We start from the raw sequence: 26,776 nt of genomic DNA on the forward strand, positions 1-26,776 counted from the left end.
TTCGCGTGTTCAAGCCAGCCCTGGCAGCGGAAATACCACAGTGGCGCCACGCCGCCGGCGATCACCAGCGCGATGGCAGACGGGAGCCGAAAGAGCCGTTGCGGCCAGCGGGCTGATACCAGGTACTTCCTGCAAGCGTATCGCGGCCGGGGCTTGCCCCGCTTTGTGAAAACGCCAGTTTGGCGCTAACGTGCCCTCGGGGAGAATCCATTCCATCGCTTTGGGTTGTTTGCTATCAATGGTGACAATGCGCGACTTTTTTAACTTGATGAACTGATATGCTCAGATCAATGGCCGGGTTCGGCCAAAAGCGGATGGCTGGTCGTTGCCGTGATCGTCGTGCGTTATACCCAATTAATCGATAGATCATGTCCCATGTCCGCAATACGCAACGCTTCTGCCGTCGTACTGTTCTCCGTTTCTGTATACCGATTGGTTTCGGGGGATAGCTCCACTCTTACCACCGGCATATTCTTGATCTCTGCCACGATCTTATTTTTTTCTGAGCTGATAAGGCGAAAAAAACTACAGCAAAAAAATCAGGATTAGACCAGGTCATGCGAGTACGCTCCGGCGACCAAATGAGATTTCGCCTAAAGACAGCGACTTTGCTGATCTGAACAGCGCCAATCAGCCAGAACCTGACGGTCAAAGCTGGAGGGAAATACTTTCAAATTCAGTGATCTGCTGACGTCACAGTTAGTTGACCCGGCCACGCCTGGCTCGGATACGATCGTTCACACAGTTAAAGATTTGGTAACCCAATGCTGCTTTACGCTGATTCTCAGTACACAAGCCCGTATGCGATGTCAGTATTTGTCGGGCTTAAAGAAAAAAATATCCCCTTCGAACTACGGACCGTCGACTTGGAGAATGGGGCAAACCATCGCTTGGAATACGCCACAGAATCTTTGACCGGGCGGGTGCCCACTTTAGTAGACGTCAATTTCTCACTGTCCGAGTCGTCAGCCATCACCGAATATCTGGATGAAGCCTATCCAGGCGTGGCTCTTTACCCGTCCGATCCAGCAGCGAAAGCGCGTGCACGACAAGTCCAGGCGTGGATCAGAAGTGACCTCCTGCCGCTCCGCCAGGAGCGCTCAACAATCGTCGTGTTCTACCGACCTAGCCACGTTCCCCTATCGCCGGCTGCAGAAATCGCAAGCCGCAAACTGTTCCGGGTGTCGGAGGCCCTGCTTGAGCACAATGGCGATCATTTGTTCGGCAGCTGGAGTATCGCCGATGTCGACCTGGCACTCATGTTGAATCGGCTTGTTCTGAACGGCGATGCTGTACCTGAAAAGCTTGCTGACTATGCCCGTAGACAGTGGCAGCGACCATCAGTACAGGAATGGGTGAGCCTGAAGCGCCCACCACTTTGACGAAACAAGTCCAGTCTGAGGGTTGACTCCGGCAATTTTCATTTGGCCGCCAGGCTGCTATGGGGCGGACGTGGCTATTTTATGTTAAAACGGAACTACGTTAGCCTGCTTGTCCTGCCATTCATCATTTCACCCACCCCATGGCGTGATTCGGATCGTATCGCCAAGGTTGAGCCCAAGCGATTAACGGCTGCCGAGCATCGTGGCCGAGTATTTCGCGAACAGGTGCTCCAGCAATGGAAAATTCGTCCGGCCGAGTTTTTTCTGGAAATGGATGGTCTCTGTCGCGAGAATTTTCTGGGCAAGTCCCTACACGAAGCAAATGCAATGATGCGGGGTGCAGGGCAAGCCTTTGACCTTGCAAAAAGCAGTCAGGCTGCGGCGTTGATACCCCCCGGCACGACCCCGTATGCTGGAGGGCTTGGTCTGCACACGTCATTGATATCAGGTGCGAGCTTTAACATCATGTTTTATGCAGCTATCGCTGGCACGCCCGAAAGGTTGGTTGTCAAAGACCTGACCTGTGGGATCCGACAGGTTTCACTCTAGCGATAGACATGCAATCCACCAGAACGAGAGCGCGTCCATAGGGTGTCATCCGACACCTGACCGCGCGTCACCGCACCGCGTTCAACTGCAGCAGATGGTGGCGAGGGTCATGGTGGCGAGGGTCAGGTCTGACATTTGGACTCGAACTCTTCCTTAGTACCTTTACCAAGAAATCCATAAATAGAGTTTTTGCTAAGCTCGTGTCTGAATGTTAGACCTGACTCCGCTGGTGCTTGACCCCGCTGGTGCCGCTTGACTCCGCTCGTGCAGTTCTTTCCATATACAGGCTACGGCCAGCATCCTCGCGTCAGGCACTATCGCGTCAACGCATCCCTGCTCACGGCATTCATCGGCCGCAAAACGAGATGGAAGCAGGCCGCACACAGCGATGCAAGCGTGCCGTAGCCGCCAGCACAACATGCTAATATGACCACGTTTGATGGGGTGCGAGCAGACGCGCGCGCGCCATCCTGTACCTCTTTACATGGTTGTGGAATGGCAAACGTCAAGTCTCCCGAATTTCAGATTGCAGTGGCACCAAGTGTTGCAGGGCAGCCCGATGGGCGCGCCGGTTCGCTGGTCCCGCTGTAACCGGGGTGGACACCGCATTCTCTCAAGAGCGCCTGCTCCAGGTCCTCGACGTCGTATCCGCCCTGGCTAGCCTTGACAATGTCGACGATGTCGTGCAGCTGTCGCTGAGCCGCCTCCCCGGGATTCTGCCGCTCGACTCGTCCGCGCTGGCCCTGACCCTTCACAGGCTGGTGCAGCCTGACCAGGACGCGCCGTCTGCGCAGCAGATCGAGCAGGCCGTGTATATTGACGCAACTACGCATGCGCGCGCGTTCACGCTGCACGAACGCGAACTGCTCCATCACGTCTGCGTGGCCCTGAGCGCGGCCCTGGCACGCATCGGCCATGCGCGCACTCTTAAAGCCTTGCGTGAACGAGCCGCCAGGCTTGAGCAGCGCTGCGCCCCGCGCGCCCTGGCGCCGGACCGTGCGTGGGCCGTGAGCCTGGAGCCGCTGTGCATCATCGATGCCAATGGCTATGTCGAGCTGGCCAATCCGGCGTGGCAGACGGTGCTCGGCTGGACCGAAGCCCAGGTGTGCAGCCAGCCATTTACGGCGTTCGTGCACCGCGATGACCTCGCGGCGACGCAGGCGGCCTGGATCAAGGCCAGTGAGCAGGGGCAGGCGGTCGTGCGTTTCGAAAACCGTTACCGCACGAGTGGCGGGGTCTGGCGCTGGCTATCGTGGGTGGCCGTGCCTGAGGATGGCAAGGTGTACTGCGCCGCGCGCGATGTCACTGACGAAAAAATGCAGCGCGAAGCGTTGATTCTCCGCACGCGCGAACGTGACGTGCTGGCCGCGGTGTTCCAGGCCACCGATCTGCTGTTGCAGGTGATTGACGCCGATTACCGCTTCCTGGCGATCAACCAGGCCAGCATCGATGATTACTGGCGCATGTTCAAGCGCCGTGTCGCGGTAGGCGATCGTCTGACCGACGTGCTGGCCGACCGGCCAGAGCAACTGCAGGCAGCGCTGGCGCTGTGGGACCGCGCGCTGGGTGGCGAGGCGTTCTCGCTGCAGCAGACGTTCGGCGAGACCACGCCCGAACAGCGCACCTGTGAAATGCGGTTCGAGATCTTGCGCGACCACGACGGCAAGCAGATCGGCGCCTTCATGACGTCACTGGACGTGACCGAGTGGCATGTGCAGCAGCAAGCGCTGGTGGAAACACAGGAGGCGCTGCGGCAGTCCCAGAAGCTCGAAGCGATCGGTCAGCTCACGGGCGGTGTGGCGCACGACTTCAACAACGTCTTGGCAGTGATCAAGTCGAGCATCGAGCTGCTGCGCCGGGTGCAACTCGGCGACGAGCGCCGCCAGCGCTTCATGGACTCAATTTCCAGCGCGGTCACGCGCGGCGCCCGCCTGACAGGTCAGCTGCTTGCCTTTGCCCGCCGTCAGGCCTTGCAGCCGGCCGTGTTCGACGTCGGGAACAGCACGCGCGCGATCGGGGAAATGATCGGCAGCCTGACCGGCGTCGGGGTCGAGGTGGTGCTCGACTTGCCTGACCAGGCCTGTTTCGTCAACGCGGACCAGAGTCAGTTTGATACCGCGCTGGTCAATCTCGCCGTCAATGCACGCGACGCGATGCAGTCGCGCGGCACGCTGTCGGTCAAGGTCGAATCGGTCGACGGCTTGCCGCAGCACGGTCTGCAGCCGGCAATCAGCGGCACGTTCGTGGCCGTGTCGTTGCACGACACCGGCGCTGGTATCGCGCCGGAAAATCTTGACAAGATTTTCGAGCCGTTTTTCACGACCAAGGGCGTCGGTCATGGCACCGGCCTTGGGCTGTCTCAGGTGTTCGGCTTTGCGCGCCAGTCAGGCGGCGATGTGCGGGTCGCGAGTACGCCAGGCGCAGGCACGACCTTCACGCTGTACCTGCCTTGCGCAGCGCAACCGGCTGCGGGCGGCAGCGCGCCGAGCGTCCAGCACACGCTGCCCGGCGGTGGAGGACTGCGCATCCTGGCGGTCGAGGACAATCCCGAATTGCGCGCGATGGTCGAGAGCTCGCTGCATGAACTTGGCTACGTAACGACCATCGTGACCAGCGCGGAGCAAGCGCTGGCACTGCTGCGCGAAGATCCCGAACCCTACGCGGCAGTATTTTCCGATGTTGTCCTGCCGGGCATGACCGGCATCGACCTGGGGCGCGCATTGGCGCGCCTGCAGATCGACATCCCCGTGGTGCTCACCAGTGGTTACAGCCACGTGCTGGCGCAGGAATCGGACCACGGATTCCTGCTGCTGCCCAAGCCCTACGCCCTGGACGATCTTGCGCGTCTTCTCCACGAGGCCGTGCTCCGGCGCGACCGCGCTGCAAGCGTTGCCAAGGTCGGTACGACGCATGCCATGGCCCTCGTCGAAACCGTCTTTGGCCAGCCTGCGCGCGCGCCCGACGAAGGGGTCGAGCGCGTACGCCTGGCGGAGCTGTCAGCCCTGCACATCATGGATACCGAAGAAGAAGCGGCCTACGACGAGCTGACGCACCTGGCCAGCGCATTCTGCCAGACGCCGATCGCGCTGGTCTCGCTGGTCGACGACGAGCGTCAATGGTTCAAGGCGCGCGTGGGCCTGCAGGCCCGTGAAACACCGCGCGAACACGCGTTCTGCAGCTACGCGATCGAGCAACCCGAGCAGATCATGCAGGTGGTCGACGCGTCGCTTGATGCGCGCTTCGTCGGCAATCCCCTGGTGACGGGCGATCCCGGCATTCGTTTTTATGCCGGCGCGCCGCTCGTGACGTCAACCGGTCAGGCACTGGGCACGCTGTGCGTGATCGATACCGAACCGCGCAAGCTGAACGTCCATCAGCTTGACGCGCTGCGCCTGCTCGCCGCGCGCGTCATCGAGCGTCTCGAGGCCCGGCGCGTGGAGCTGAACATGGCGGCGCCACGCGACAGCGAGTCTTAACGCGCCGCGTCGAGTTGCAGCAGGTAGACGTCGTTCTCGCGCAGCGGCAATGCAGTGCTGAAAACGCCATCGCGCCCGATTGTCACCGACGCCTGCTTCAACGGCTTCCCGGTCGCCGTCGCTTTCAGTGCAGCGACCTGCGGGCGCGTCAGCTGCTTGGGCGAGCCCATGCCGATATACGCCGTGAACGCATCGTTCTGCTTGTAGCCGACCTGCGAGACCGTCATCGTGTAGGCGCCGGGCTTCAGACCACGCATCGCGACCTTGACCTGGCCTTTCGACTTCGGCGGCAGGTCCTTGATGAAGTACTGCTGGTTGTTGATCCCAGCCGGCAGCGTGTGCGAGTAATCCCACAGCAGCACCTGGGCGTTGCCCTTGTCGTCGAGCGTCGCCGTCGAATCCAGGTCGGCGTTCTTCAGCTCACGGTCGCCCAGCTGGTTGAGGAACTGGTAAGCAAAATAGGCCGGCTTCTTGATCCCCTGCGTGTTCATCAAGCCGAAGCCGCCATGGAAGGCCTCGAAACGCGGACCGGCTTCCTCGAAGATGTCGGTAAATACCCAGTACGACATCGACTGCACGGCGCCAGTGCTCTGCTTGAGCTTTCTCAGGATGTAGGCTGGCTGGTGGTAGCTGTCATGAGTCGGATCGGACGGCGTGTACGACGAACTCCATTCGGTGTAGTGCAGCTCGAGCTTCGGCATGGCGGACGCGTCGATTTCCTTGCGGTTCTTGAGCACGTCGTGGGTCACGGCCATCGGGTCGGGGCTCAGGACCGTGCCGGTAGTGCCGAATTCGTCGAGGAAGCCCTGGTTCACGCCGTACGAGTGGGTGGAGACGAAATCGAGGGGCACACTGTTCTTGCTGGCGTACCCGATCATCTCGGGAATCCAGGCCGCGCCGGCAGTGCCCGGGCCGCCCACGCGGTACGACGCGTCGACGCTCTTGACGGCGCGCGCGGCGTGCGCATACAGCTTGAAGTACTCGTCCTGCGTGCCGGCCCAGAAACCGTCCAGGTTCGGTTCATTCCAGACTTCGAAGTACCAGCTTGCCACTTCGGCCTTGCCATAGCGCTCGGTCCAGTGTGTGGTGAGCGCCTTGATCAGGCGCTCCCACTGCGCGTAGTCGCGCGGCGGCGTGACATTACCGCGCCACCAGAAGATGGTCTTGGTGCCGCTGGCCATGGCGGATGGCATGAAGCCCAGTTCCACGAACGGCTTGATGCCGACGCTTTGCAGGTAGTCGAACAGGGCGTCGACGTACTGGAAGTTGTACTGCTCCTTGCCCTGCGCATCGATGCGGAACACGGCCATGTCGTCGCTCAGCAGGCCATGCATGCGGATGTAGCGAAAGCCCGTGTCCTTGCGCAGTTCGGCCAGCTGCTGCTGCCAGTCGGCGCGCAGGCCTTCATTGGCGCGACCGGCGCCAACCGACAGGTTGAACATGCGATCGAGCTGGCCCTTGACCTGCGTGACATCGACGTCAATGACACGTTGCTGCGCATGGGCCACGGCTGGCAGGGCAAGCAGGGTCGCCAGCGTCATGGTGGTAATCGTGTGCTTCATGGGGTCTTTTCTCCGGATGTGGGCGAGGGGCAGATGGGCGTGCGATGCGCTTGCGCCCGAAATGCCCTCGGTGTGCAGCCATAATCGAGCTTGAACAGCTTGTTGAAGTACGAAACGTGGTTGTAGCCCACTGTGTAGGCGATGTCGGTGATGCTGGCCGAATCGCGTTCGGCCAGCAGGCGCGCTGCCTCGGTCAGGCGCAACCGGTTCAGGTAACCGGTGAACGTACAACCCAGTTCCGCCTTGAGCACGTCGTTGACCTTGTTGCGGTTCACGCCAGCGCCATGCGCAACCGCGCCCAACTCGAGCTCCGAATCCGCGAAACGGCTGGCGATCGCGTGCAGGATTGCGGATTTTTCGCGGTCCCGATGCGGGGCAGGCGAGCGCTGCTGGCAGGCCACGAGCGTTCAGTCTTTCAGTCGCTGGTCGTGTACAGGTCTGCGATCAGCGCGCGCCTGCGGCAAACTCGCGCGCTGGCAGGCGCACCGTCACCGTCGCTACCGGCGCATCGGCTGCCGTCGACAGGATCACGCGGTAGTCGCCGGCCGCGATCTTCCAGCGGTTGCTGGCGCCGTCGAACACTGCCAGCGTGCGCGGATCGATCGTCACCTCGCTGGTGCGGTTTGCGCCGGCGTCCAGTGCCAGCTTGTCCCAGCCACCGAGGCGCTTCGGTGCTTCCCAGCCGGCGCCCACTTTCGATACGTACACCTGCGGCACCGCCTTGCCGGCGCGCGCACCGCTGTTTGCCACATTGAAGCGCACGCGGATGCTGCCGTTCGTCGCGTCGGCCTTCAGGTTCGTGTAGGTGAAGCTCGTGTACGACAGGCCGTGGCCGAACGCGAACAGCGGCTTGTGGCCTTTCAGGTCGAACCACTTGTAGCCGACGGCGGCGCCCTCGATGTCGTAGTCGACGTCAAAGCGCGTGTCCTTCGGCAGGTCGATGCCATCGATCTTGGGGCGTGGCAGCTGGTTCTCGGCCAGCGGGAAGGTCTGCGGCAGGCGGCCCGATGCATCGACTTCGCCCGTCAGCACGCGTGCGATGGCTTCGGCGCCGTTCGTGCCCGGATACCAGGCCTCCACCACGCCGGCTACATCGTTGACCCAAGGCATCGTGACCGGCGTACCCGTTTGCAGCACGACGACGGTGCGGGCATTGGCCTTGGCCACTGCGGCGATCAGCGCGTCCTGGTTATTCGGCAGCGCCAGCGTCGGCACGTCGGCCGCTTCGGATGTCCACTGCGTCGCGAACACCAGCACCACGTCGGCGCCCGCCGCGACTTTCGCGGCCGCGGCAGCGTCCTTGCCATCGTGCCAGGTGATCTTGGCCTTGGTGCGCGCCGCCAGCGCCTTCATTGGCGAGCCTGGCAGGTAGACCATCGGGCCTGGCCAGGCAGCCGGGCCTTCGTTCGGCACGGCCATGCCGCCGCGCGGATAGACCTGCGCCGAGCCGCCACCCGACAGCACGCCCTTGTTGGCGTGCCCGCCGATGATCGCGATGCGCTGCACGTCCTTCGCCAGCGGCAGCACGTTGTCCTTGTTCTTGAGCAGGACGATGGCTTCTTCGGCGTCCGCCTGCGAAATCTTGCCATGCGCCGTATAGTCGATGTCCTTGGCCTGGACCTTGACGGGATGATCCAGCGCGCCGTGTGCGCCCAGCGCCCACAGGATGCGGGCCACCATGTCGTCCAGGCGTGCCTGTGGCACATGGCCGTTCTCGACAGCCTCTTTCAGCGCGCCGTCGAAGTAGGGCGACTTGTCGAACGGGTAGCCCGACTGCTGGTCCAGACCCGCCAGCGCGGCCGGGATTGTCGAGTGGGCCGCGCCCCAGTCGGACATCACGTAACCCTTGTAGCCCCAGTCGCCCTTGAGCACCTTGTTGAGCAGGTGGTCGTTCTCGCAGCCATACGGTCCATTGATGCGGTTGTACGAGCACATGACCGAGCCCGGGTCGCCCCGTTCGATCGCGATCTGGAAGGCCAGCAGATCGGACATGCGGCCCGCGGCATCGTTGATCTTGACATTGAGGTGGTTGCGGCCCGTCTCCTGGTCGTTGTACGCGTAGTGTTTGAGTGTCGAGACGACGTGGTTGGACTGCACGCCGCGAATCTGTTCACCGGCCATGATCCCGGCCAGCAGCGGATCTTCGCCCGTGTACTCGAAGTTGCGGCCATTGCGCGGCTCGCGCGCCAGGTTCACGCTCCCGCCCAGCATCACGTTGAAGCCCGACAGGCGCGCTTCCTTGCCGATCATCGCTGCGCCCTCGAACGCCAGCTGCGGATTCCAGGTGGCGGCGGTGGCAATCCCGGCCGGCAGCGACGTGCGCTCGCGCGCATCCTTGCCCGGTTGCGAGGCCACGCCGATGCCGGCGTCGGTCAGCCACTGCGGCGTGATGCCCAGGCGCTCGATGCCCTTGATGAAACCGGCCGACTGGGGCAGGGCGCCGGTCGGCGCTTTCTGGCCCTTGAATTCGGTGCCGAAGTAGCCAAAGACCATGCCGATCTTTTCATCGAGCGTCATCTGGCTCACCAGTTTGGCGGCGCGCTGTTGAGCCGCATCCGCTGCAGCAGTCGGCGCTGCAGTCGGCGCAGCGGCTGGTGCTGCATGCGCCGCACCAAAGGCGAGGGCAGCGGCGAGGGCGATGGCCGAACGGCCGAAGGGCAAAGCTGGGTGCATGTGTATGTCTCCTTGAATTTTTATAATGGTGTTGGCAGCGCAGCGACCTTACCACCACGCACTGTAGATCGCGATCAGCGCGATGCAGATGACGGTCGCGCCGAACGCGAACCCCGGCTGCACCTTGAACATCGACGCTTCGACTTCGACGCCCTTGCTCTGCTCGAGGCCAGCTTTCGGCCACAGCTTGCTGATGATGACCATGCCGATGATGACGACGACGAACACGATCGCCATCCGGTCGACGAATGGAATCTCGTAGACGCCGGCGCTGTTCGGCACGGCGAAACCGATCGGCGCCAGGAACGCCAGGTCCATCAGGCCCGGCAAAAACTTGAGGATGATCGAGCCAAGAAAGCCGCCGACCGTGGCAAACATCGCCGCGCTCGCCGTCGCTGGCCGCCAGAAGAAGCCCATCAGGAACATGGCCAGAATGCCGGGCGAGACGAAGCCCGTGTATTCCTGGATGTACTGGAAGCCGCCTTTCTTGTCGATGCCCATGAACGGCGCGATCAGCACCGCCAGCAGCATCGCCACGACCACGGTCACGCGGCCGATCCAGACCATGCGCTGTTCGGAGATGCCCTTGTTGAAGGCTTTCTTGTGGATGTCGAAGGTGTAGATGGTGGCGATGCTGTTGGCCTTGCCGGCCAACGACGCGACCACCGCTGCCGTCAGCGCGGCAAACGCGATGCCTTTCAGGCCGGTAGGCAGCAGCGTGAGCAGCACCGGATACGCGCGGTCGGGATTGACGTCCGCGCCCACGCCCATCGATGCGCCCAGCACGCCCTGCTGGTGCAGCACGAACGCGGCGATGCCCGGCAGGACGACGATCACCGGCATCAGCAGCTTGAGGCCTGCCGCGAACAGGATGCCCTTGCGCGCCGTGTGCAGGTCGGCGCCCAGCGCGCGCTGGATGATGTACTGGTTGCAGCCCCAGTAGTTCAGGTTCACGATCAGCATGCCGCCAATCAGAATCGACACGCCGGGCAGGTCGAGGTAATTCGGATTGTCGCGCGTGAGCACCATGTCGAAGTGATCGGGCGCTACGCCCAGCAGGTGATTGAAGCCGGCCATCACGCCACCGCCGCCATTGTTCTGCGCGACCAGGTCGAGCGCGAGCCAGGTGGTCACCAGGCCGCCGAGCACCAGGCACAGGACCTGGATCACGTCGGTGTAACCGATGACCTTCATGCCGCCCAGCGTGATGATGACGGCGAACACGGCCAGGAACACCATGCAGGTCCAGACGTCGATACCGGCGATGGCGCCGATGGCCAGCGCGCCCAGGTACAGGATCGAGGTCAGGTTGACGATGACGTACAGCGACAGCCAGAACAGCGCCATGACGGTGGCGACCGTGCTGTCGTAACGCTGTTCGAGAAACTGGGGCATCGTGTAGATGCGGTTGCGGCGGTAGATCGGCATGAAGAACACGGCCACCAGGATCAGCGTGAACGCGCCCATCAGCTCATAGACGGCGATTGCCATGCCCATCTTGAAGCCCGAGCCGCTCATGCCGATGAACTGCTCGGCCGAGATGTTCGATGCGATCATCGAGGCACCGATGGCCCACCAGGTCAGCGAGCCTTCAGCCAGAAAGTAATCGTGCGAGGCGGAGGCCGAGCGCTGCTTGCGCTTGTAGACCCAGAAGCCGTAGCCGGCCACGATGATGAAGTAGACAAAAAAGACGAACGTGTCCAGCGACGAGAAAGTCGAGCTTTGCATGGGTCGGGTTTTCCTGGAAAAGCAAAAAGCCCGCTGACCTGCCGCGCGGGGCGGCAGGTCAGCGGGCGTCGGGATTACATCGGCATCGACTTAGAAGGTCACGCCCAGACGCACGCTGTAGCGGGGACCGCTGACGAACCACGCACGGCCCTTGTCGCCGATGTGGTGCGTCATGATCTGCTTGTACTTCGCGTCCGTCAGGTTGGTGCCCTGGAAGTCGAGGCGGAAGTTCTCGTTGAACTTGTAGCTGACACCACCATCGAGCTGACCGTAGTCGTCGGCCCAGATCGGCAAGCCCCAGGCAATCACGTTCTGGCCGACGGTCGGGCTGTCCGGATTGGTGTCCACGCCATTGGTGCCGTTGGTGCCGTTGTTGTTGTTACCCAGGAGGCTCTTCGAGCGCCAGCTGTAAGCCAGACGCGCCGACCATGGGCCCTTGTCGTACAGCAGCGCCAGGTTGTACGAGTTGCGCGACAGGTATTCCAGCGGCAGGTCGCCGAAAGTACGGCCATCGGTGTCGCAGCCGTTCAGGTTCAGGTTCAGGTTGGCTGCGCCGCTCACGTTCGAGCAGTACTGCGAGTACACCGGGCTATACAGGTCGCGCTTGCTCTTGACGTGCGTGTAGTTGGCCTGCACACCGAAGCCCGACATCCAGCCTGGCAGCTTGTCGAAGTACTGCTGGTACGCCATCTCGATGCCGCGTGCCGAACCACGTGCGCCGTTGACGGGCGTCGCCACATTGAAATCGATTACACGGCCGGTCGAGTCAGTCAGCTGGTAAGCCGAATTCTGCTTGACGATGATGTCCTTCAGGCGCTTGTCGAACACGGCGAAGGTCAGCGAACCGGCCTGGGCGAAGTACCACTCGGCGGTCAGGTCCATATTGCGCGAGGTGACCGGGCGCAGCAGCGGGTTGCCAACGGATTCGCCGGTATGGGCCACGGAGGTCACGTTGGTGACCTGGTCGGCGCCGGTGCCGCTGGTCGTGCTCTGCACGCTCTGGCCCAGTGTCGTGTAGGCCTGCAGCTGGCCGAAGTCAGGGCGCGACATGCCCTTGCCAAGTGCAAAGCGGAACTGCAGCTGGTCGGTCGCTTTCATGCGCAGGTTCAGACTCGGCAGCCAGTTGTGGTAGCTGTTCTCGTAATCCTGGCGGCCGGCGAACGGCGCGATGATCGGCACACCCAGACCGGTGGTGCCGCCTGGCGGGATGATAAAGGTCGAGTTGTACACGGTGTAGCCGAACGACTTGTTATCGGTCTTCACGTAGCGCACGCCGATATTACCGTCGATCGGCATTTTCAGGTCATCAAACGCAAAGCGCAGCTGCGAGTAGATCGCCTTGGTCTTCTCGGACTGCTCGTTGTCGCCCGATGGGTTGGCTTCGCCGAAGGCGGCCGCTTTCCATGGATCGCAGCTGTTGCCAGCCTGTGCACACAAGATGTCGTGGTAGCTGTGCAGCTGAGCGTAGGTGCCTGGATAGCCGGCCACGAGCGACTTCGCAGGGAACACGACGGCCGGGACGCTGGCGTCGCCGTTGAAGAAGTTCTTGAACTGGTTGACCGTCGTCGGCGCGTTGAAGCGTGGGTCGCTCAGAGTTGCCAGCTGGTTGATCTGCCAAGGCAACATCCAGCGCTGCGAAATCGCCGACCAGTTGTAGTTCGGGTTCGAGTTGATCGTCTTGGCATCGCGGTCGGTGAAGCGCACGCCGACGCGGATGTCGCGCAGGACCGGATGGTCGAAGTCATACTTGACGTCGCCTTTCCATGCGGTCTGCTCGGTGACGCTGCGATCGCGGTGTTCCTGGGTAAAGGCCCAGAAATAGTTGTTCGGGTCGCTCAGGCCGGCGGTCTGGGCAGCATCGAACATCAGTTTCGGGTAGCTGCCGGTCAGGTCCAGATTCTGCTGCTGCATGATCGTGCCCAGTGCCACGGTCGAATCGAGACCTTCCGATTCGGCCTTGACGTGCTGGACGTCCGACGTCAGCGTCCAGTTGGTCGCCGGCTTCCATTCGACATTCCAGGCGACGTCGGTGGTGGACGAATCACGGTTCGAGGTACGGGTATTGTTGCCGAACTCGATACCGTTATTGGTTGGATTCGACAGGATGCCGCTCATGAACGCGCCATTGGCGTCGTACACGCCGTTGGTCACGCGCAGATTGGTCGGGTTGCCTTCGGCCGAGAACAGCGCGTTCTCGTCCCATTGCATCTTGTACTTCGACTTGAAGTAGGTCAGGTGGCTGCGCAGCGTGTTGTCCAGCTTCCACTGCAGAGCGGCGTAGGCGCCCTGGCGCTTGCGCTCGAAGTCCAGCGTGCGCCACTGCGCGCCTTTTGGAATCCAGACCGTGCCGCCCGGTTCGGCATTGGCCACCGGATAGTACGGTTCCACCTGGAAGGCGTCGGTGCGGGTATTGCTTTCGGAATTGGCGTAGTTGACCAGCACGCCGAATTCGCCCATGTCCGTTTTCCAGCGGTTCGAATACATGAACGAGCCGGCCGGGTCCTTCTTCTTGTTCAGTTCGGTGTACGTGCCTTCGACGCTGCCCGAGATGCGCTGGCCCTTGATGTCGAACGGCAGCGCCGTACGTAGATTGACCAGGCCCGAAATGCCGCCTTCGATCTGTTCGGCGGACGGGTTCTTGTAGACGTCGACGCCGGCCATCAGCTCTGGCGGGACGTCCTCGAAGCTCAGTGCGCGGCCGCCATTGGACGAGAACGAGTCGCGGCCATTGAGCTCCGAGCGCACCCAGGTCAGGCCACGGATCGACACGCCCGAGCCTTCGACCGAGAAGTGTTCCGGGTCGGAGCGCGACATGGTGCGGTCGATGGTGACGCCAGGGATGCGTTGCAGGACTTCGGTGATCGATTTATCGGGCAGTTTGCCAATGTCGTCGGCGACGATCGAATCGACGACCTCGTCCGAGTTCTTCTTGAGTTGCTGTGCGCTGTTGAGTGCGGCGCGCTGACCGGTAATGGTCACGACCTGTGCGTCGGCAGGGGCCGGGGCGGCTTCCTGGGCAAACGCTGCGGACAACCAGCACAGGTGTGCCACGCCCACGGCAATCGCCGATCGATTCAGATGCTTCATTCTGTTGTCTCCGTCTTCGTTGTGAAGAGCCCATCTGCCGGGACTCTCTGCTGGAAATACCGTGCTCGTCAGGGGCGTAGGGGCGGCGTCCATGCAAGCTGTAAAATAATATAACACTAAATGTTAGGCGCAACCATTTTTTGTGATGGCCTGTTGGTAAATACCATTTTTGCTACATAGCACTTGACGCGAGCGCGTCGTTTGATGTGAATAGGGTAAGGAGCGTGATGGATGCGTGTCCCACTGATGCTGATCAATTGCACCATGCGTGACAGCGATTTCTAGCGCGAGAATCCGAAATTTGACGTGTATCTGCAACGCGCGCGCAGGCAGGCTACACTAGCCCCGTCATGTGGTTGCTACCTGCCAGAAAGCAGGGCGGAGGCAGTCGAGATGTCGGTAAATCCGTCAATTTGGCGGCCAGACAGTCTTTACATCCGCCTTTGACGGAAAAATTTGTCATAAAAGCGGGTCAAAACTCACGGAATATCACCCTTTGCGAACGGCTGTGCGTAAAATACTTATTCAAGGAATTATGCATTTCCGCTATATTTTCAGTTGTATCTCTAAGTCAATGGATATTGCAATGATCTATATCAAACAAACAGCGCTTACCCTGCGCAACGCAGCCATCGTGGCGACCGCCGTATTCGCCCTGGCCGCGTGCCAGAAGAAGGAAGCGACCGCGCCGGTGCAGACCCCGGACGTCGCCGGTCCGAATGGCGCCGCCATTGACCCGCACGCAGGCCTGAAATCCGAATCGGCCACCGCCGACGCGGCGGTGCCGGAAACCGGTCCTGCCGAAGGCGGTACCGCGATCGGCGGCATGGTTGCCGGTCAAGATGCAGACTCGAACAAACCCCGCGACAGCGGTGCTTCAGAACCAACGGGTGGCGATGGCGCCACCACGCAGGCAGCGACGCCGCCGGCAAAATAATTGCCGGCGGGTCCAACGGCGCGCACACCGGCGCATGGTGGCGCCGGTAACGGTCAGGATGGAAAGAAAGCCAGGGCGACGACCCTGGCTGACCCCATTCTGATGTGCGCAATCCATTACTAGCAGGAGAATCTAGATGGGCATGAACAGAAGGCAGTTCCTCCGCGCAAGCGGTGCGGGACTCGCCGCCTCCACCATCGTCGCGCTCGGCTTCTCGCCGTTGCCGGCGATGGCAGAGACGCGGCACTATAAATTGGCGAAAGCCAAGGAGACGCGCAACACGTGTCCGTACTGCTCGGTGGGCTGCGGCCTGCTGATGTACAGTCTGGGCGACGGCGCAAAGAACGTTACCTCGGACATCATCCACATCGAAGGCGACCCGGATCACCCGGTCAATCGCGGTACGCTGTGCCCGAAAGGCGCCGGCTTGCTCGACTTCATCCATTCGCCGAACCGTCTCAAGTTCCCGGAAATCCGCGAACCTGGCACCAACGAATGGAAACGCGTTTCCTGGGATGAGGCGATGACGCGCCTGGCCGGCCTGATGAAGGCTGACCGCGATGCGAACTTCATTCCGACCAACGCCGAAGGCCAGCTGGTCAATCGCTGGACGAGCACGGGTATGCTGTGCGCGTCCGCGTCGAGCAACGAAACGGGCTACATCACGCACAAAGCGATGCGTTCGATGGGCATGCTCGTATTCGATAACCAGGCTCGCGTTTGACACGGACCTACGGTGGCCGGTCTGGCCCCGACGTTCGGACGAGGAGCGATGACCAACCATTGGGTTGACATCAAGAATGCCGATGTTGTACTGATCATGGGCGGCAATGCCGCTGAAGCACACCCATGCGGTTTCAAATGGGTTATTGAAGCAAAGCATCACAATAAAGCCAAGCTGGTCGTGGTCGACCCGCGCTTTACGCGTTCGGCCGCCATGAGCGACTATTACGCACCGATCCGCGCTGGCTCGGACATCGCCTTCCTGGGCGGCGTCCTGAACTATCTGCTGACCAACAACAAGATCCAGACCGAATACGTCCGGAGCTACACCAACGCCCCGTTCATCGTGAACGAAGGCTTCGACTTCCAGGACGGTCTGTTCTCGGGCTATGACGAAGCCAAGCGTCGCTACAGCAATGAAAGCTGGGGCTACGAAATGGGTGAAGACGGTTACGCCAAGGTCGATCCGACCATGGAACACCCGCGTTGCGTGCTGCAAGTGATGAAGCGCCACTATTCGCGCTACACGCCTGAGCAGGTCAGCAAGATCACCGGCACCCCGGTCAAGCAATTCCTGAAGGTCTGCGAATACATCGCGTCGACTGCCCAGCCGGGCCGTGCGATGACGATCCTGTACGCACTGGGCTGGACCCAGCACAGCCAGGGTAGCCAGATCATCCGTACCGGCGCGATCATGCAGCTGCTGTTGGGTAACGTCGGTATCGCCGGCGGTGGCCTGAATGCACTGCGCGGTCACTCCAACATCCAGGGTCTGACCGACCTGGGTCTGCTGTCGAACTCGCTGCCAGGCTATCTGTCGCTGGCAACGGATAAAGAGCAGGACCTGGAAACGTACTACAAGCCGCGCGCACTGAAGCCTTTGCGTCCAAACCAGATGAGCTACTGGCAGAACTATCCCAAGTTCTTCGTCAGCCTGCAAAAAGCCTGGTGGGGCGATGCCGCGACCAAAGAGAACAACTGGGCCTTCGACTACTTGCCGAAAATCGACAAGCTGTACGACGTGCTGCAGGCATTTGAATTGATGGGTCAAGGTAAATTGAACGGTTACATCTGCCAGGGCTTCAACCCGGTCGGATCGTTCCCGAACAAGAAGAAGATCATCGCCGGTCTGTCGAAGCTGAAGTTCCTGGTGACGATGGATCCGCTCAACACCGAAACGTCCGAGTTCTGGAAGAACTTCGGCGAGTCGAACGACGTCGATCCAAGCAAGATCCAGACGACCGTGTTCCGCCTGCCTACGACGTGCTTCGCCGAGGAAGACGGTTCGCTGTCGAACTCGAGCCGCTGGCTGCAGTGGCACTGGAAGGGCGCCGAAGCGCCGTACGAGTGCAAGCCGGACATCGAGATCATCGCCGACCTGTTCTCGCGCATGAAGAACCTCTATCTGAAAGATGGCGGTGCCTTCTCGGATCCGATCACCAAGCTGTCGTGGCCGTACAAGATTCCTCACAGCCCTTCTGCCGAAGAGCTGGCCAAGGAATTCAACGGCAAGGCGCTGGCCGATATCTATGACGCAAAAGATCCGACCAAGCTCATCCTGAAGGCAGGCGAGCAGGTGCCGGGCTTTGGCGTGCTGCGCGACGATGGCAGCACCGCGAGCGGTTGCTGGGTGTATGCCGGCGCATGGACGCAGGCAGGCAACCAGATGGCGCGCCGCGACAATGCGGACCCATACAACATCGGACAAACGCTGGGTTGGGCCTGGGCCTGGCCGGCGAACCGCCGCGTGCTGTACAACGCTGCGTCGACCGATCCAAAGACGGGCAAGCCGTGGAATCCTGCGCTGAACCTGATCTCGTGGAACGGTACGGCCTGGACTGGTTCGGATATTCCGGACATCCGTCCTGACGCCGATCCGGCCGAAGAGAACCGTACGCAGCCGTTCATCATGACGTCTGAAGGTGTGGCGCGTCTGTTCGCACCAACCGGCATGGCCGAAGGTCCGCTGCCGGAGCACTACGAGCCGTTCGAGTCGCCGTTCCCGGTCAATCCGATGCACCCGAAAAACCCGCTTGCCCGCGCCAATCCGGCGGCCCGCGTGTTCAAGGGCGACATGGAAGCGTTCGGTACGGCCAAGGACTTCCCGTACGTCGCGACCAGCTACCGCTTGACCGAGCACTTCCACTACTGGACCAAGAACGTTGTCTCCAACGCGATTATCCAGCCACAGCAGTTCGTGGAAATCGGTGAAGAGCTGGCCAAGGCCAAGGGCATCACGAATGGCGATATGGTCAAGGTGTCGTCGATGCGCGGCTTCATCAAGGCCAAGTGCCTGGTGACCAAGCGTATTCCGCAACTCGATTGCGATGGCATGAAGGTCGATACAGTGGGTCTGCCGAACCACTGGGGCTTTGTCGGTGTGGCCAAGCCGGGCTTCCTGGTCAATACGCTGACCCCGTTCGTGGGCGATGCAAATACCCAGACCCCGGAATTCAAGTCGTTCCTGGTCAATATCGAAAGGGTCTAAACAATGTCTTCATTACAATCTCTCGATATTGCGGCGCGTTCGGCAACCACCACGCAGTCGCCGGTGGCCCGTACGCACAAGCCGGAAGTGGCCAAGCTGATCGACGTGTCCAGCTGCATCGGCTGCAAGGCATGCCAGGTGGCGTGCATGCAGTGGAACGATCTGCGCGATGAAATCGGCGAAAACCACGGTACCTACGACAACCCGATCGACCTGACGCCACAGTCGTGGACCGTCATGAAGTTCTCGGAAGTCGTGACCAAGTCCCCGGACGAAGGCGATCGCCTGGAGTGGCTGATCCGCAAGGACGGCTGCATGCACTGCGACGAGCCAGGCTGCCTGAAGGCCTGCCCGGCGCCGGGCGCGATCGTCAAGTACACGAACGGTATCGTTGACTTCATCAGCGAAAACTGCATCGGCTGCGGCTATTGCGTCGCCGGCTGCCCGTTCGATGTGCCACGCATCAGCAAGGTGGACTCGAAGGCCTACAAATGCTCACTGTGCGCCGACCGCGTTGCAGTGAACATGGAACCGGCCTGCGTGAAGATCTGTCCAACTGGCGCCATCCGTTTTGGCACCAAGGAAGACATGATCGAGTACGCGGGTGACCGCGTGGTCGACCTGAAGGAGCGTGGTTACAAGAACGCCGGTTTGTACAACCCGGCCGGTGTGGGCGGCACGCACGTGATGTACGTGCTGCAGCACGCGGACAAGCCGAACCTGTATGCCGGCCTGCCAGAAAACCCGACCATCAGCCCGACAGTGGCGCTGTGGAAGGGTATCGCCAAGCCGCTGGGTGTGGCTGCAATGGTCGGCGCTGCTGTGGCCGGCTTCTTCCACTACATGAAGGTTGGCCCGATCGAGACGCACCACGACGAACCCGATGTTCAGCCGACGCCTGGTCCCGACCAGCGCGACGGCGAACGGGTATAAGGAGAAGACCATGTTTATCACTCGCTATCGCGACATGACGCGCATGAACCACTGGGCCGTGGCTCTGTTGTTCATCTGCGCCGGATTGACTGGCCTTGCCTTGTTCCATCCGTCGATGTACTTCTTCTCCATGTTCTTCGGTGGTGGACAGTGGACCCGTATCCTGCATCCGTTCTTCGGTTTGCTGATGGTGCTGGGTTTCGTGTTCCTGTTCTTCGCCGTGGTACGTGACAACTTCTGGACCAAGACCGATACGGCCTGGGTCAAGAAGGCGCCGGAACTCCTCAAGGGTAACGAGCACGCGATGCCGCCTGTACACAAGTACAATGCGGGCCAGAAAGCAGTGTTCTGGATCTTTGCCGTGAGCCTGGTGCTGCTGTTGATCACTGGCTTCATGTTCTGGCAACCATGGTTCGCGGACTTCTTCCCGATTCCGCTGCGTCGTTTCGCGATGCTGGTGCACGCGGCTTCGGCCCTCGCACTGGTGCTGAGCGTGATCATGCACGTGTACGCCGCTATCTGGGTCAAGGGCTCGTTCCGCGCCATGACCCGTGGCACCGTGCACGAGGACTGGGCGAAGTCGCACCACCCGCTGTGGTACAAGGAAGTGGCAGAGGACGCCAAGCGCAACAAGCGCTAACGTAGTATTGTTGCTCTTCTGAGTCAGCTTCAAAACTGTCGTTCCCGCGCAGGCGGGAACCTCAGTGTGCATGCGGTTCGATTCGCTGGCACACTTGGGTTCCCGTCTCCGCGGGAACGACGTTCTTTGGCAGCTTGAACCGTATTGCCGTTGCAAGAATTCAATAGGAAGCATCCTTTCCATGAGCATTACCAAAGCCTCAAAGCTGCTCAGCCCCGAAGAAATCGCTGTCCGGGCTGGCGAGCAAATGCCGTATATCCAACTCCCGGTGCGCCGCGAGTTGTTCTCCGCCCGTGCCACCCGACTGCGCCAGCTGGCGCCGGGGCACGCGATGCACGACTTCTTGCTGTTTGCCGCCGAACTGGCCGCCGTCCAGCACGAAGTCCTGCAGGATTACCCGACTGTCACGCTGCCGACGCTGGACGACCTGGCCGCCGCCGCGCGCGCCGCCCAGGCACCGGTCCCGGCGCCGCTGTGGCCGCGCGATCCGGTCTGGCGCAGCGCGATGCGCCGCATGCTGGAGCTCTTGACCCCGCGTCTGGCGGGCAGCCCGGCGCAAGCTGCCGTGCAAGCCCTTCTGGCCGCCGGCGACGACCATCTGGAAGGCCAGGCCGAACTGCTGCTGCAGGGCGCGGCGGGTCTGGACATGAGCGCCGCACCGCTGGTGGCGGCCGGTGTGCAGGTGTACTGGACGAACATGGTCCTGGCGATCCAGGAAGCGTATGGCGCCGCGCGCCAGCAGCCATACGGCCGCACGCTCGACATGACGACCTGCCCATGCTGCGGCAGCCTGCCGACGTCGTCGATCACGCGCGTTGACCAGACCGGCAGCAACTTCCGCTATCTGCACTGCTCGCTGTGCTCCGCGCAGTGGCACATGGTGCGGGTCAAGTGCAGCCACTGCGAAAGCACCAAGGGCATCCACTACCATTCACTCGAAGCGCTGGCCACCGATGGCGCCGTGCAGGACGCGTCGCAGGCATCGGTCCAAGCCGAAACGTGCGACGAGTGCCATCACTACATCAAGATCGTGCGCATGGAGCGTGAGCTCAATGTCGATCCGGTGGCCGACGACCTGGCGTCGCTGACGCTGGACATCCTGGTGTCCGAAGCGGGCTACGAGGCGCATGGCGTCAACCTGCTGCTGCTGTCGGGCGGCGAGGAAGCACCGGGCGAACCGGCCATCGCTCCACCATCGAACCGGAGTAATTGATCATGTCGCTCAACGAGTCCGTGGTCCACGGCTCGAAGGCGTCAGTCAAGGATCTGCCTTCGATCGATAAACTGCTGCGTTTGCCATCGGTGCAGGCGCAACTTTCTGCCCACGGCCACACGCTGGTCGCCGGGCAGGCACGCGCGCTGGTCGACGACCTGCGCGCGCAAGCGCTGGCTGGCGTGCTCGCGGCAAGCGCAGTAACGCCCGATGCGCTGGGCGGAGCGCTGGCCGAGCGCATCGCTGCGCGGATCGCGCCGCGCATGCGCCGCGTGATCAACCTGACCGGTACGGTCATCCATACCAATCTGGGCCGCTCGGTACTGCCGGACGTGGCGATCCGCCACCTGACGGCCATGATGGCCGGCCCGAACAATCTCGAATACAACCTCGACACTGGCTCACGGGGCGATCGCGACAGCATCGTCGAAGGCTTGCTGTGCGAAATCACCGGTGCCGAGGCGGCGACGGTGGTCAACAACAATGCCGCGGCGGTATTGCTGTCGCTGGCCGCACTGAGCGGCGGACGCGAAGCGATCATCTCGCGCGGCGAACTGGTGGAAATCGGCGGCGCCTTCCGCATGCCGGACGTGATGGACAGCGCGGGCGCGCGCATGGTCGAGGTAGGAACTACCAACCGCACGCACCTGGCAGACTACGAGCGCGCGATCACCGAGCGCACGGCGATGCTGATCAAGGTCCACACCAGCAACTACATGGTGCAGGGCTTTACCAGTGCGGTGAGCGAGGCCGAACTGGCGCCGCTGGCCCGCGCCCGCGGCGTGGCGCTGGTGTCGGACCTGGGCAGCGGCTCGCTGATCGACATGGGCAAGTACGGCTTGCCGCAGGAACCAACGCCGCAGCAGATGCTGGCGGACGGCTGCGACGTGGTCATGTTCTCGGGCGACAAATTGCTGGGCGGCCCGCAGGCGGGCCTGATCGTCGGCACGCGCGAACACATCGGGCGCATCCGCAAGTTTCCAATGAAGCGCGCGCTGCGCCTGTCCAAGCTGCCGCTGGCGGCGCTGGAAGCGACCTTGCAGCTGTACCTGCAACCTGAACTGCTCGTGCATGAATTGCCGACGCTGCGCTGGCTGACCCGCACGCAGGAGCAGGTGGCCGTGGCCGCAAACGCGATCCTGGAACCGCTGCGCGCTGCGCTGGCGCCGCGCTATACCGTCACGCTCGAACCGATGCTCAGCCAGATCGGCTCGGGTTCGCTGCCGATCGACCGCCTGCCATCGTGCGGGCTGGCGATCGCACCGGTCCTGTCCGGCAAGCGCGGCATGGGCACGGCGCTCGACGCGTTGTCAGACGCACTGCGCGGTCTACCGGCGCCGATCATCGGCCGGATTGCCGACGATCGTGTGCTGCTTGATTGCCGCTGCGTCGACGATCCGAGCGAGGTCATCAATCAATTGGCCGGCCTGCGCCTGGCCATCATCGGAGAAGTTGCATGATTGTCGGCACTGCAGGCCACATCGACCACGGCAAGACGGCGCTGGTGCGCGCGCTGACGGGCATCGACGCCGACCGGCTGCCGGAAGAAAAACGGCGCGGCATCACCATCGAGCTCGGCTACGCCTGGATGCCGCTGGAAGACGGCCGCCGCATCGGTTTCGTCGACGTGCCGGGCCACGAAAAGCTGGTACGCACGATGGTGGCCGGCGCCAGCGGCATCGACTTCGGCTTGCTGCTGATCGCAGCGGACGACGGCCCTATGCCGCAGACGATCGAGCACGCAACCATTCTGTCGCTGCTGGGCGTGCGCCGTGGCGCGGCCGTGATCACCAAGATCGACCGCGTGGAGCCGGCGCGCGTCGCCGAGACCGAAGCGCGCGTACGCGCGCTGCTGGCCAGCAGCGGGCTGGATGAGTATCCGGTGCTGCACGTCTCGAGCGTGCGCGGCGACGGCATCGACGCCTTGCGCGCTGATCTGGTCGACGCACTGGCCGCTGCGCCGGGCGACGGCGTGGAGGGCGCAGGTTTCCGTATGGGCCTGGACCGTGCCTTCACGCTGGATGGCGTCGGCACCGTCGTGGCCGGCAGCGTCTCGGCGGGCGGCGTGACGATCGGCGACGCGTTGTCGCTGGCGGCCTCGCCGGACGACACGTACCGCGTGCGCAGCCTGCAGGTACACAGCCGCGCGGCGCAGGCTGCCGAAGCGGGCCAGCGCTGCGCCGTGGGCCTGGCGGGCCTGGAACGCACGGACGAACTGCGCGGCCAGGTGCTGTGCGATCCGGCCATTGCGCTCACCACGCAGCGGATCGATGTCTGGCTGCAGGTGGCCGCCACCGAAGACAAGGCGCTCCGTTCGGGCACGCTCGTGTACCTGCACGCAGCGACCCAGGATTGCCTGGCGACGGTGGCCGTGCTGGGCCAGCCGTCGATTGCCCCGGGCGCCGGCGCACCGGCCCAGCTCGTGCTGCACAAGCCGGCCAATGTCTGGCATGGCGACCGTTTTATCCTGCGAGACGCGTCGGCGGTGCGCACGGTGGCCGGTGGCCAGGTGCTCGATCCGCTAGGGCCGATTCGTTATCGCCAGACGCCCGAGCGCCTGGCGTACCTGGAAACGCAGCGCGCGGTTGATCCACTGACGCGCCTGCTGGGCGCGCTGGCGCAGGCGCAGTACGGCGTCAATGGCGCCACCTGGCTGCGCAGCAGCGGCCTGGCCCGCTGGCCGTTCGACCTGGCCAGCGTGCCCGACATCGTCGTGGGCGCTGGCGGCGAGTGGCTGATCGCCCGCGCGCGCCTGGATGAAGCGCAGGCCGGCCTGCTGGCGGCCTTGCGTGACTTCCACGACAAGTACCCGGATGAAATCGGCCCCGATGTGCAGCGCGCCCGCCGTCTGGCGGCGCCGCGCATGCCCGAGGCCTTGTGGCTGCAGCTGACGGGCCACATGATCGAGGCCGGCGTGCTCGCCCGCCGGAATGGCTTCCTGCATTTGCCCGAGCACGGCGTGGCATTGCGCGCGGCCGAGCAGATCGTGGCCGAGCACGCACTGCCGATGCTGCGCGAAGGGCGCTTCGATCCGCCATGGGTGCGTGACATTGCGTTGCAGGCCCGGTTGCCTGAAGCGCAAGTGCGCCAGGTACTGGGCCGCATGGCGCGCGGCGGCGACGTGTATCAGGTGGTCAAGGACCTGTTCTATCATCCGGCCGTGATGCACGAGCTGGCAGCGCTGGCAAGGAAGCTCGCCGCGGAAGAAGCGGGTGGCCAGGTCACGGCGGCACGGTTCCGCGACCTGACGGGCCTGGGACGCAAGCGCGCGATCCAGATCCTGGAGTTCTTTGACCGCATCGGATTGCTGCGCCGCGTGGGCGACGTGCACCTGCTGCGGCCGGGAACGTTGCTGTTTTCCGAGAAATCACCGTGAGCCTGACGCAATCTTTCCGGACAAGGTAAAATCGCGGCTCAACGGAAGGAAATCGTCCCTGGTGGGGCGGCTGGGCTTCAAACCCAGTTGGTGGCGCCATGCGTCGCCGGGTGGGTTCGACTCCCGCATCCTTCCGCCATTCTTTCTGTTGTTGTTCCTGTTTTACACACTCCTATGATCATCCTCGGCTTCGACTATCCAGACGACTGCTATTTCGACCTCGACAATGATATGTGGTGCCGTCCATTGGATGACGGTCGCGTGCAGGTAGGCGTGAGCGCATTCGGTGTGCAGATCAGCGGCAACCATTTCTACATGTGCCGCCCCAAGCCGGTGGGGAACGAGGTCGAGCAAGGCAAGACGGTGGGTGTCGTGGAGCTGAGCAAGACGGTCGTGACGATCAAGACGCCGGTGTCCGGGACGATCGTTGAGATCAACACGGCGCTCGAAGAAACGCCAGAACTGATCCATCAGGATCCGTACGGCGCCGGCTGGATTTCCGTGATTCAGGCCAGCGACTGGGAACGCGACCGCGCGCAGCTGGCGCATGGCGCCGACCTCGTTGAACAGGCCGAACGGCGCATGCGGCTCGAGCCGGTCGATGACTGGATCAAGCCGTGATTCCAGCGCAGGGAGGTCTGGCGATCATGGTCTGGTCATGCGACCTGACCCGGCCCGAGACCCTGACGACGCCGTTCATGACGGCGCAAGCCGCGGCGGCGCTCGACATGCCCGTCAAGATGTTGTTTACCAACCAGTCCCTCGCATGGCTGCTGCGCGAGAATAGCGCGCGCCTGACCGGCTTCGGCGCTGACCGCTGGACGGTCGCCCGGCATCTGGATGCGACGGTTGACCTGGGTGTCGAGATCCGCGCCTGCAGTCAGGCGTTAAATGCACTCGGCGCAGACCTCACTGCGTTGGCGCCGCAATGCGCGGGTGTCGAGGGCATGGTGACGTTCGTCGAGCAGGGCAGCGCGCCCGGCTGGCGTATGCTGGTGTTCTAAGCAGTCAGCATTCCGGTTTCTTCAGGCCGCAGCGTCAACACCGCCACGCCGGTCTTTGTCACCGCCACTGTGTGCTCGAACTGCGCCGACAGCGAGCCATCGCGCGTCACCACGGTCCAGCCGTCGTCTTCGGTACGCACACTACGGCCGCCGCGATTGAGCATCGGCTCAATCGTAAACACCATGCCTTCGACCAGTTTCAGGCCCGTACCCTTGGCGCCGAAGTGCAGCACCTGCGGTTCTTCGTGCATTTCACGTCCGATGCCGTGGCCGCAGTACTCTCGCACCACCGAGCAGCCATTGCGCTTTGCATGGCGCTCGATCGCTGCGCCGATATCACCCAGGCGTGCGCCAGGCCGCACGGCGCGGATGCCTTTCCAAAGCGCCTCGTAGGTCGTTTGCACCAGGCGCTTGGCCTTCATGTCGACGTCGCCAACCATGTACGTTTTGCTGGAGTCGGCGATAAAACCGTTCTTTTCCAGCGTGATGTCGAAGTTGACGATGTCGCCGTCCCTGAGCACATCGCGCGTGTTCGGCACGCCGTGGCAGACCACGTGGTTGATCGAGGAATTCAGCACGAAGCCGTAGTCGTACTGGCCCTTGCTGGCCGGCCGCGCCTGCAACTCGTCGACAATGAAGCGCTCGACCAGCGTATCGACGTCGAGCGTCGTCATGCCTGCCAGGGACAAGCCATCCAGCATGCCGAACACCGACGCCAGCAGGCGCCCCGACTCGGCCATCAGCGCCAGTTCATGCGGTTGCTTGGTCATGCGACACGCAATCCGGTGACGAGCGGTGGCACCGCGACGCCGGCGGCAGCCAGCTCACGCGCCATGATCTCGTTAAAGCTGAGCGATGGATTGGTCTCGGCCAGCATGCCGACCTTGAGCCAGAACGCTGCCTGCGCGTTGATGGAGCGGCACGACACCTTGGTGGCCAGCCGGACCTGGTCGTGCAGGTCGCCATCGATGTTGACAATGCCCATGGAAATACTCCTGTATATGA

19 protein-coding genes and 1 tRNA gene are annotated in these 26,776 nt (G+C 62.5%); 13 read left to right on the forward strand and 7 right to left on the reverse strand.

Annotated elements, in window-relative coordinates:
* The first annotated feature begins 764 nt into the window (after nucleotides 1-764).
* The 3 genes from yfcF (at nucleotide 765) to HD842_RS23965 (ending at nucleotide 5,407) form a co-directional block, all read left to right on the forward strand.
* Nucleotides 765-1,382 (forward strand): glutathione transferase, encoded by a 618-nt coding sequence (gene yfcF / locus HD842_RS06205; RefSeq protein ID WP_183552308.1) that lies wholly within the window; start codon nucleotides 765-767, stop codon nucleotides 1,380-1,382.
* 81 nt (nucleotides 1,383-1,463) lie between these two features.
* Nucleotides 1,464-1,931, forward strand: coding sequence for a hypothetical protein (locus HD842_RS06210; RefSeq protein ID WP_183552310.1), 468 nt, complete (start codon nucleotides 1,464-1,466; stop codon nucleotides 1,929-1,931).
* 596 nt (nucleotides 1,932-2,527) lie between these two features.
* Nucleotides 2,528-5,407: a PAS domain-containing protein gene (locus HD842_RS23965; RefSeq protein WP_183552312.1), complete on the forward strand. Its 2,880-nt coding sequence runs from the start codon at nucleotides 2,528-2,530 to the stop codon at nucleotides 5,405-5,407.
* Here the strand turns inward: HD842_RS23965 and HD842_RS06220 are convergent.
* The 5 genes from HD842_RS06220 to HD842_RS06240 form a co-directional block, all read right to left on the reverse strand.
* A complete protein-coding gene (locus HD842_RS06220) occupies nucleotides 5,404-6,969 on the reverse strand; it encodes a GH39 family glycosyl hydrolase (RefSeq protein WP_183552314.1) in 1,566 nt (521 codons plus the stop codon). The two genes, HD842_RS23965 and HD842_RS06220, sit on opposite strands and share 4 nt — an antisense overlap.
* Nucleotides 6,966-7,370: a helix-turn-helix domain-containing protein gene (locus HD842_RS06225; protein WP_183552316.1), complete on the reverse strand. Its 405-nt coding sequence runs from the start codon at nucleotides 7,368-7,370 to the stop codon at nucleotides 6,966-6,968. The genes HD842_RS06220 and HD842_RS06225 overlap by 4 nt, the downstream gene beginning before the upstream one ends.
* A 43-nt stretch (nucleotides 7,371-7,413) precedes the next feature.
* Nucleotides 7,414-9,642: a beta-glucosidase family protein gene (locus tag HD842_RS06230; RefSeq protein ID WP_183552318.1), complete on the reverse strand. Its 2,229-nt coding sequence runs from the start codon at nucleotides 9,640-9,642 to the stop codon at nucleotides 7,414-7,416.
* 48 nt (nucleotides 9,643-9,690) lie between these two features.
* On the reverse strand, nucleotides 9,691-11,370 hold the full coding sequence (locus HD842_RS06235; protein WP_183552320.1) for a sodium:solute symporter family transporter: 1,680 nt from the start codon (nucleotides 11,368-11,370) through the stop codon (nucleotides 9,691-9,693).
* Nucleotides 11,371-11,460: 90 nt separating this feature from the next.
* The gene (locus HD842_RS06240; RefSeq protein WP_183552322.1) at nucleotides 11,461-14,457 is read right to left on the reverse strand and encodes a TonB-dependent receptor; all 2,997 of its coding nucleotides are present in this window, start codon (nucleotides 14,455-14,457) and stop codon (nucleotides 11,461-11,463) included.
* Between the two features lie 586 nt (nucleotides 14,458-15,043).
* Here HD842_RS06240 and HD842_RS06245 point away from each other — a divergent pair.
* The 10 genes from HD842_RS06245 to HD842_RS06290 all read left to right on the forward strand — a co-directional run bounded on the left by HD842_RS06245 (nucleotide 15,044) and on the right by HD842_RS06290 (nucleotide 25,771).
* Complete coding sequence (locus tag HD842_RS06245) at nucleotides 15,044-15,394, forward strand: hypothetical protein (RefSeq protein WP_183552324.1); 351 nt, start codon at nucleotides 15,044-15,046, stop codon at nucleotides 15,392-15,394.
* Nucleotides 15,395-15,530: 136 nt separating this feature from the next.
* Complete coding sequence (gene fdnG / locus HD842_RS06250; RefSeq protein WP_183552326.1) at nucleotides 15,531-18,605, forward strand: formate dehydrogenase-N subunit alpha; 3,075 nt, start codon at nucleotides 15,531-15,533, stop codon at nucleotides 18,603-18,605.
* A gap of 3 nt (nucleotides 18,606-18,608) precedes the next feature.
* The gene (gene fdxH, locus HD842_RS06255) at nucleotides 18,609-19,538 is read left to right on the forward strand and encodes a formate dehydrogenase subunit beta (protein WP_183552329.1); all 930 of its coding nucleotides are present in this window, start codon (nucleotides 18,609-18,611) and stop codon (nucleotides 19,536-19,538) included.
* A gap of 10 nt (nucleotides 19,539-19,548) precedes the next feature.
* A complete protein-coding gene (locus HD842_RS06260) occupies nucleotides 19,549-20,178 on the forward strand; it encodes a formate dehydrogenase subunit gamma (RefSeq protein ID WP_183552332.1) in 630 nt (209 codons plus the stop codon).
* Between the two features lie 181 nt (nucleotides 20,179-20,359).
* Nucleotides 20,360-21,391: a formate dehydrogenase accessory protein FdhE gene (fdhE, locus tag HD842_RS06265; RefSeq protein ID WP_183552335.1), complete on the forward strand. Its 1,032-nt coding sequence runs from the start codon at nucleotides 20,360-20,362 to the stop codon at nucleotides 21,389-21,391.
* Nucleotides 21,392-21,393: 2 nt separating this feature from the next.
* On the forward strand, nucleotides 21,394-22,851 hold the full coding sequence (selA, locus tag HD842_RS06270; RefSeq protein WP_183552337.1) for an L-seryl-tRNA(Sec) selenium transferase: 1,458 nt from the start codon (nucleotides 21,394-21,396) through the stop codon (nucleotides 22,849-22,851).
* On the forward strand, nucleotides 22,848-24,767 hold the full coding sequence (selB, locus tag HD842_RS06275) for a selenocysteine-specific translation elongation factor (RefSeq protein ID WP_183552340.1): 1,920 nt from the start codon (nucleotides 22,848-22,850) through the stop codon (nucleotides 24,765-24,767). Before selA ends, selB begins: the two co-directional genes overlap by 4 nt.
* A 43-nt stretch (nucleotides 24,768-24,810) precedes the next feature.
* Nucleotides 24,811-24,906, forward strand: a tRNA-Sec gene (locus tag HD842_RS06280).
* A gap of 35 nt (nucleotides 24,907-24,941) precedes the next feature.
* Nucleotides 24,942-25,388, forward strand: coding sequence for a glycine cleavage system protein H (locus HD842_RS06285; protein WP_183552343.1), 447 nt, complete (start codon nucleotides 24,942-24,944; stop codon nucleotides 25,386-25,388).
* Entirely contained in the window at nucleotides 25,385-25,771 is a 387-nt protein-coding gene (locus tag HD842_RS06290; RefSeq protein WP_183552346.1) for a DsrE family protein, read from the forward strand. The genes HD842_RS06285 and HD842_RS06290 overlap by 4 nt, the downstream gene beginning before the upstream one ends.
* Here HD842_RS06290 and map read toward each other — a convergent pair.
* On the reverse strand, nucleotides 25,768-26,541 hold the full coding sequence (map, locus tag HD842_RS06295) for a type I methionyl aminopeptidase (protein ID WP_183552349.1): 774 nt from the start codon (nucleotides 26,539-26,541) through the stop codon (nucleotides 25,768-25,770). The two genes, HD842_RS06290 and map, sit on opposite strands and share 4 nt — an antisense overlap.
* Nucleotides 26,538-26,756 carry a ParD-like family protein gene (locus HD842_RS06300; RefSeq protein ID WP_183552352.1) on the reverse strand — a complete coding sequence of 73 codons (219 nt, stop codon included), beginning with the start codon at nucleotides 26,754-26,756 and terminating at the stop codon, nucleotides 26,538-26,540. Before HD842_RS06300 ends, map begins: the two co-directional genes overlap by 4 nt.
* Nucleotides 26,757-26,776 lie beyond the last annotated feature (20 nt).

This window comes from Massilia aurea, assembly GCF_014200505.1.
Classification (GTDB): Bacteria; Pseudomonadota; Gammaproteobacteria; order Burkholderiales; family Burkholderiaceae_D; genus Telluria; species Telluria aurea_B.

Excerpts from the sequence above, each read along its gene's own strand:
- yfcF (WP_183552308.1), top strand. The coding sequence starts at position 765 with ATGCTGCTTTACGCTGATTCTCAGTACACAAGCCCGTATGCGATGTCA.
- HD842_RS06210 (WP_183552310.1), top strand. The coding sequence starts at position 1,464 with ATGTTAAAACGGAACTACGTTAGCCTGCTTGTCCTGCCATTCATCATT.
- HD842_RS06220 (WP_183552314.1), bottom strand. The coding sequence starts at position 6,969 with ATGAAGCACACGATTACCACCATGACGCTGGCGACCCTGCTTGCCCTG.
- HD842_RS06230 (WP_183552318.1), bottom strand. The coding sequence starts at position 9,642 with ATGCACCCAGCTTTGCCCTTCGGCCGTTCGGCCATCGCCCTCGCCGCT.
- HD842_RS06235 (WP_183552320.1), bottom strand. The coding sequence starts at position 11,370 with ATGCAAAGCTCGACTTTCTCGTCGCTGGACACGTTCGTCTTTTTTGTC.
- HD842_RS06240 (WP_183552322.1), bottom strand. The coding sequence starts at position 14,457 with ATGAAGCATCTGAATCGATCGGCGATTGCCGTGGGCGTGGCACACCTG.
- HD842_RS06245 (WP_183552324.1), top strand. The coding sequence starts at position 15,044 with ATGATCTATATCAAACAAACAGCGCTTACCCTGCGCAACGCAGCCATC.
- fdxH (WP_183552329.1), top strand. The coding sequence starts at position 18,609 with ATGTCTTCATTACAATCTCTCGATATTGCGGCGCGTTCGGCAACCACC.
- HD842_RS06260 (WP_183552332.1), top strand. The coding sequence starts at position 19,549 with ATGTTTATCACTCGCTATCGCGACATGACGCGCATGAACCACTGGGCC.
- fdhE (WP_183552335.1), top strand. The coding sequence starts at position 20,360 with ATGAGCATTACCAAAGCCTCAAAGCTGCTCAGCCCCGAAGAAATCGCT.
- selA (WP_183552337.1), top strand. The coding sequence starts at position 21,394 with ATGTCGCTCAACGAGTCCGTGGTCCACGGCTCGAAGGCGTCAGTCAAG.
- selB (WP_183552340.1), top strand. The coding sequence starts at position 22,848 with ATGATTGTCGGCACTGCAGGCCACATCGACCACGGCAAGACGGCGCTG.
- HD842_RS06285 (WP_183552343.1), top strand. The coding sequence starts at position 24,942 with ATGATCATCCTCGGCTTCGACTATCCAGACGACTGCTATTTCGACCTC.
- map (WP_183552349.1), bottom strand. The coding sequence starts at position 26,541 with ATGACCAAGCAACCGCATGAACTGGCGCTGATGGCCGAGTCGGGGCGC.
- HD842_RS06300 (WP_183552352.1), bottom strand. The coding sequence starts at position 26,756 with ATGGGCATTGTCAACATCGATGGCGACCTGCACGACCAGGTCCGGCTG.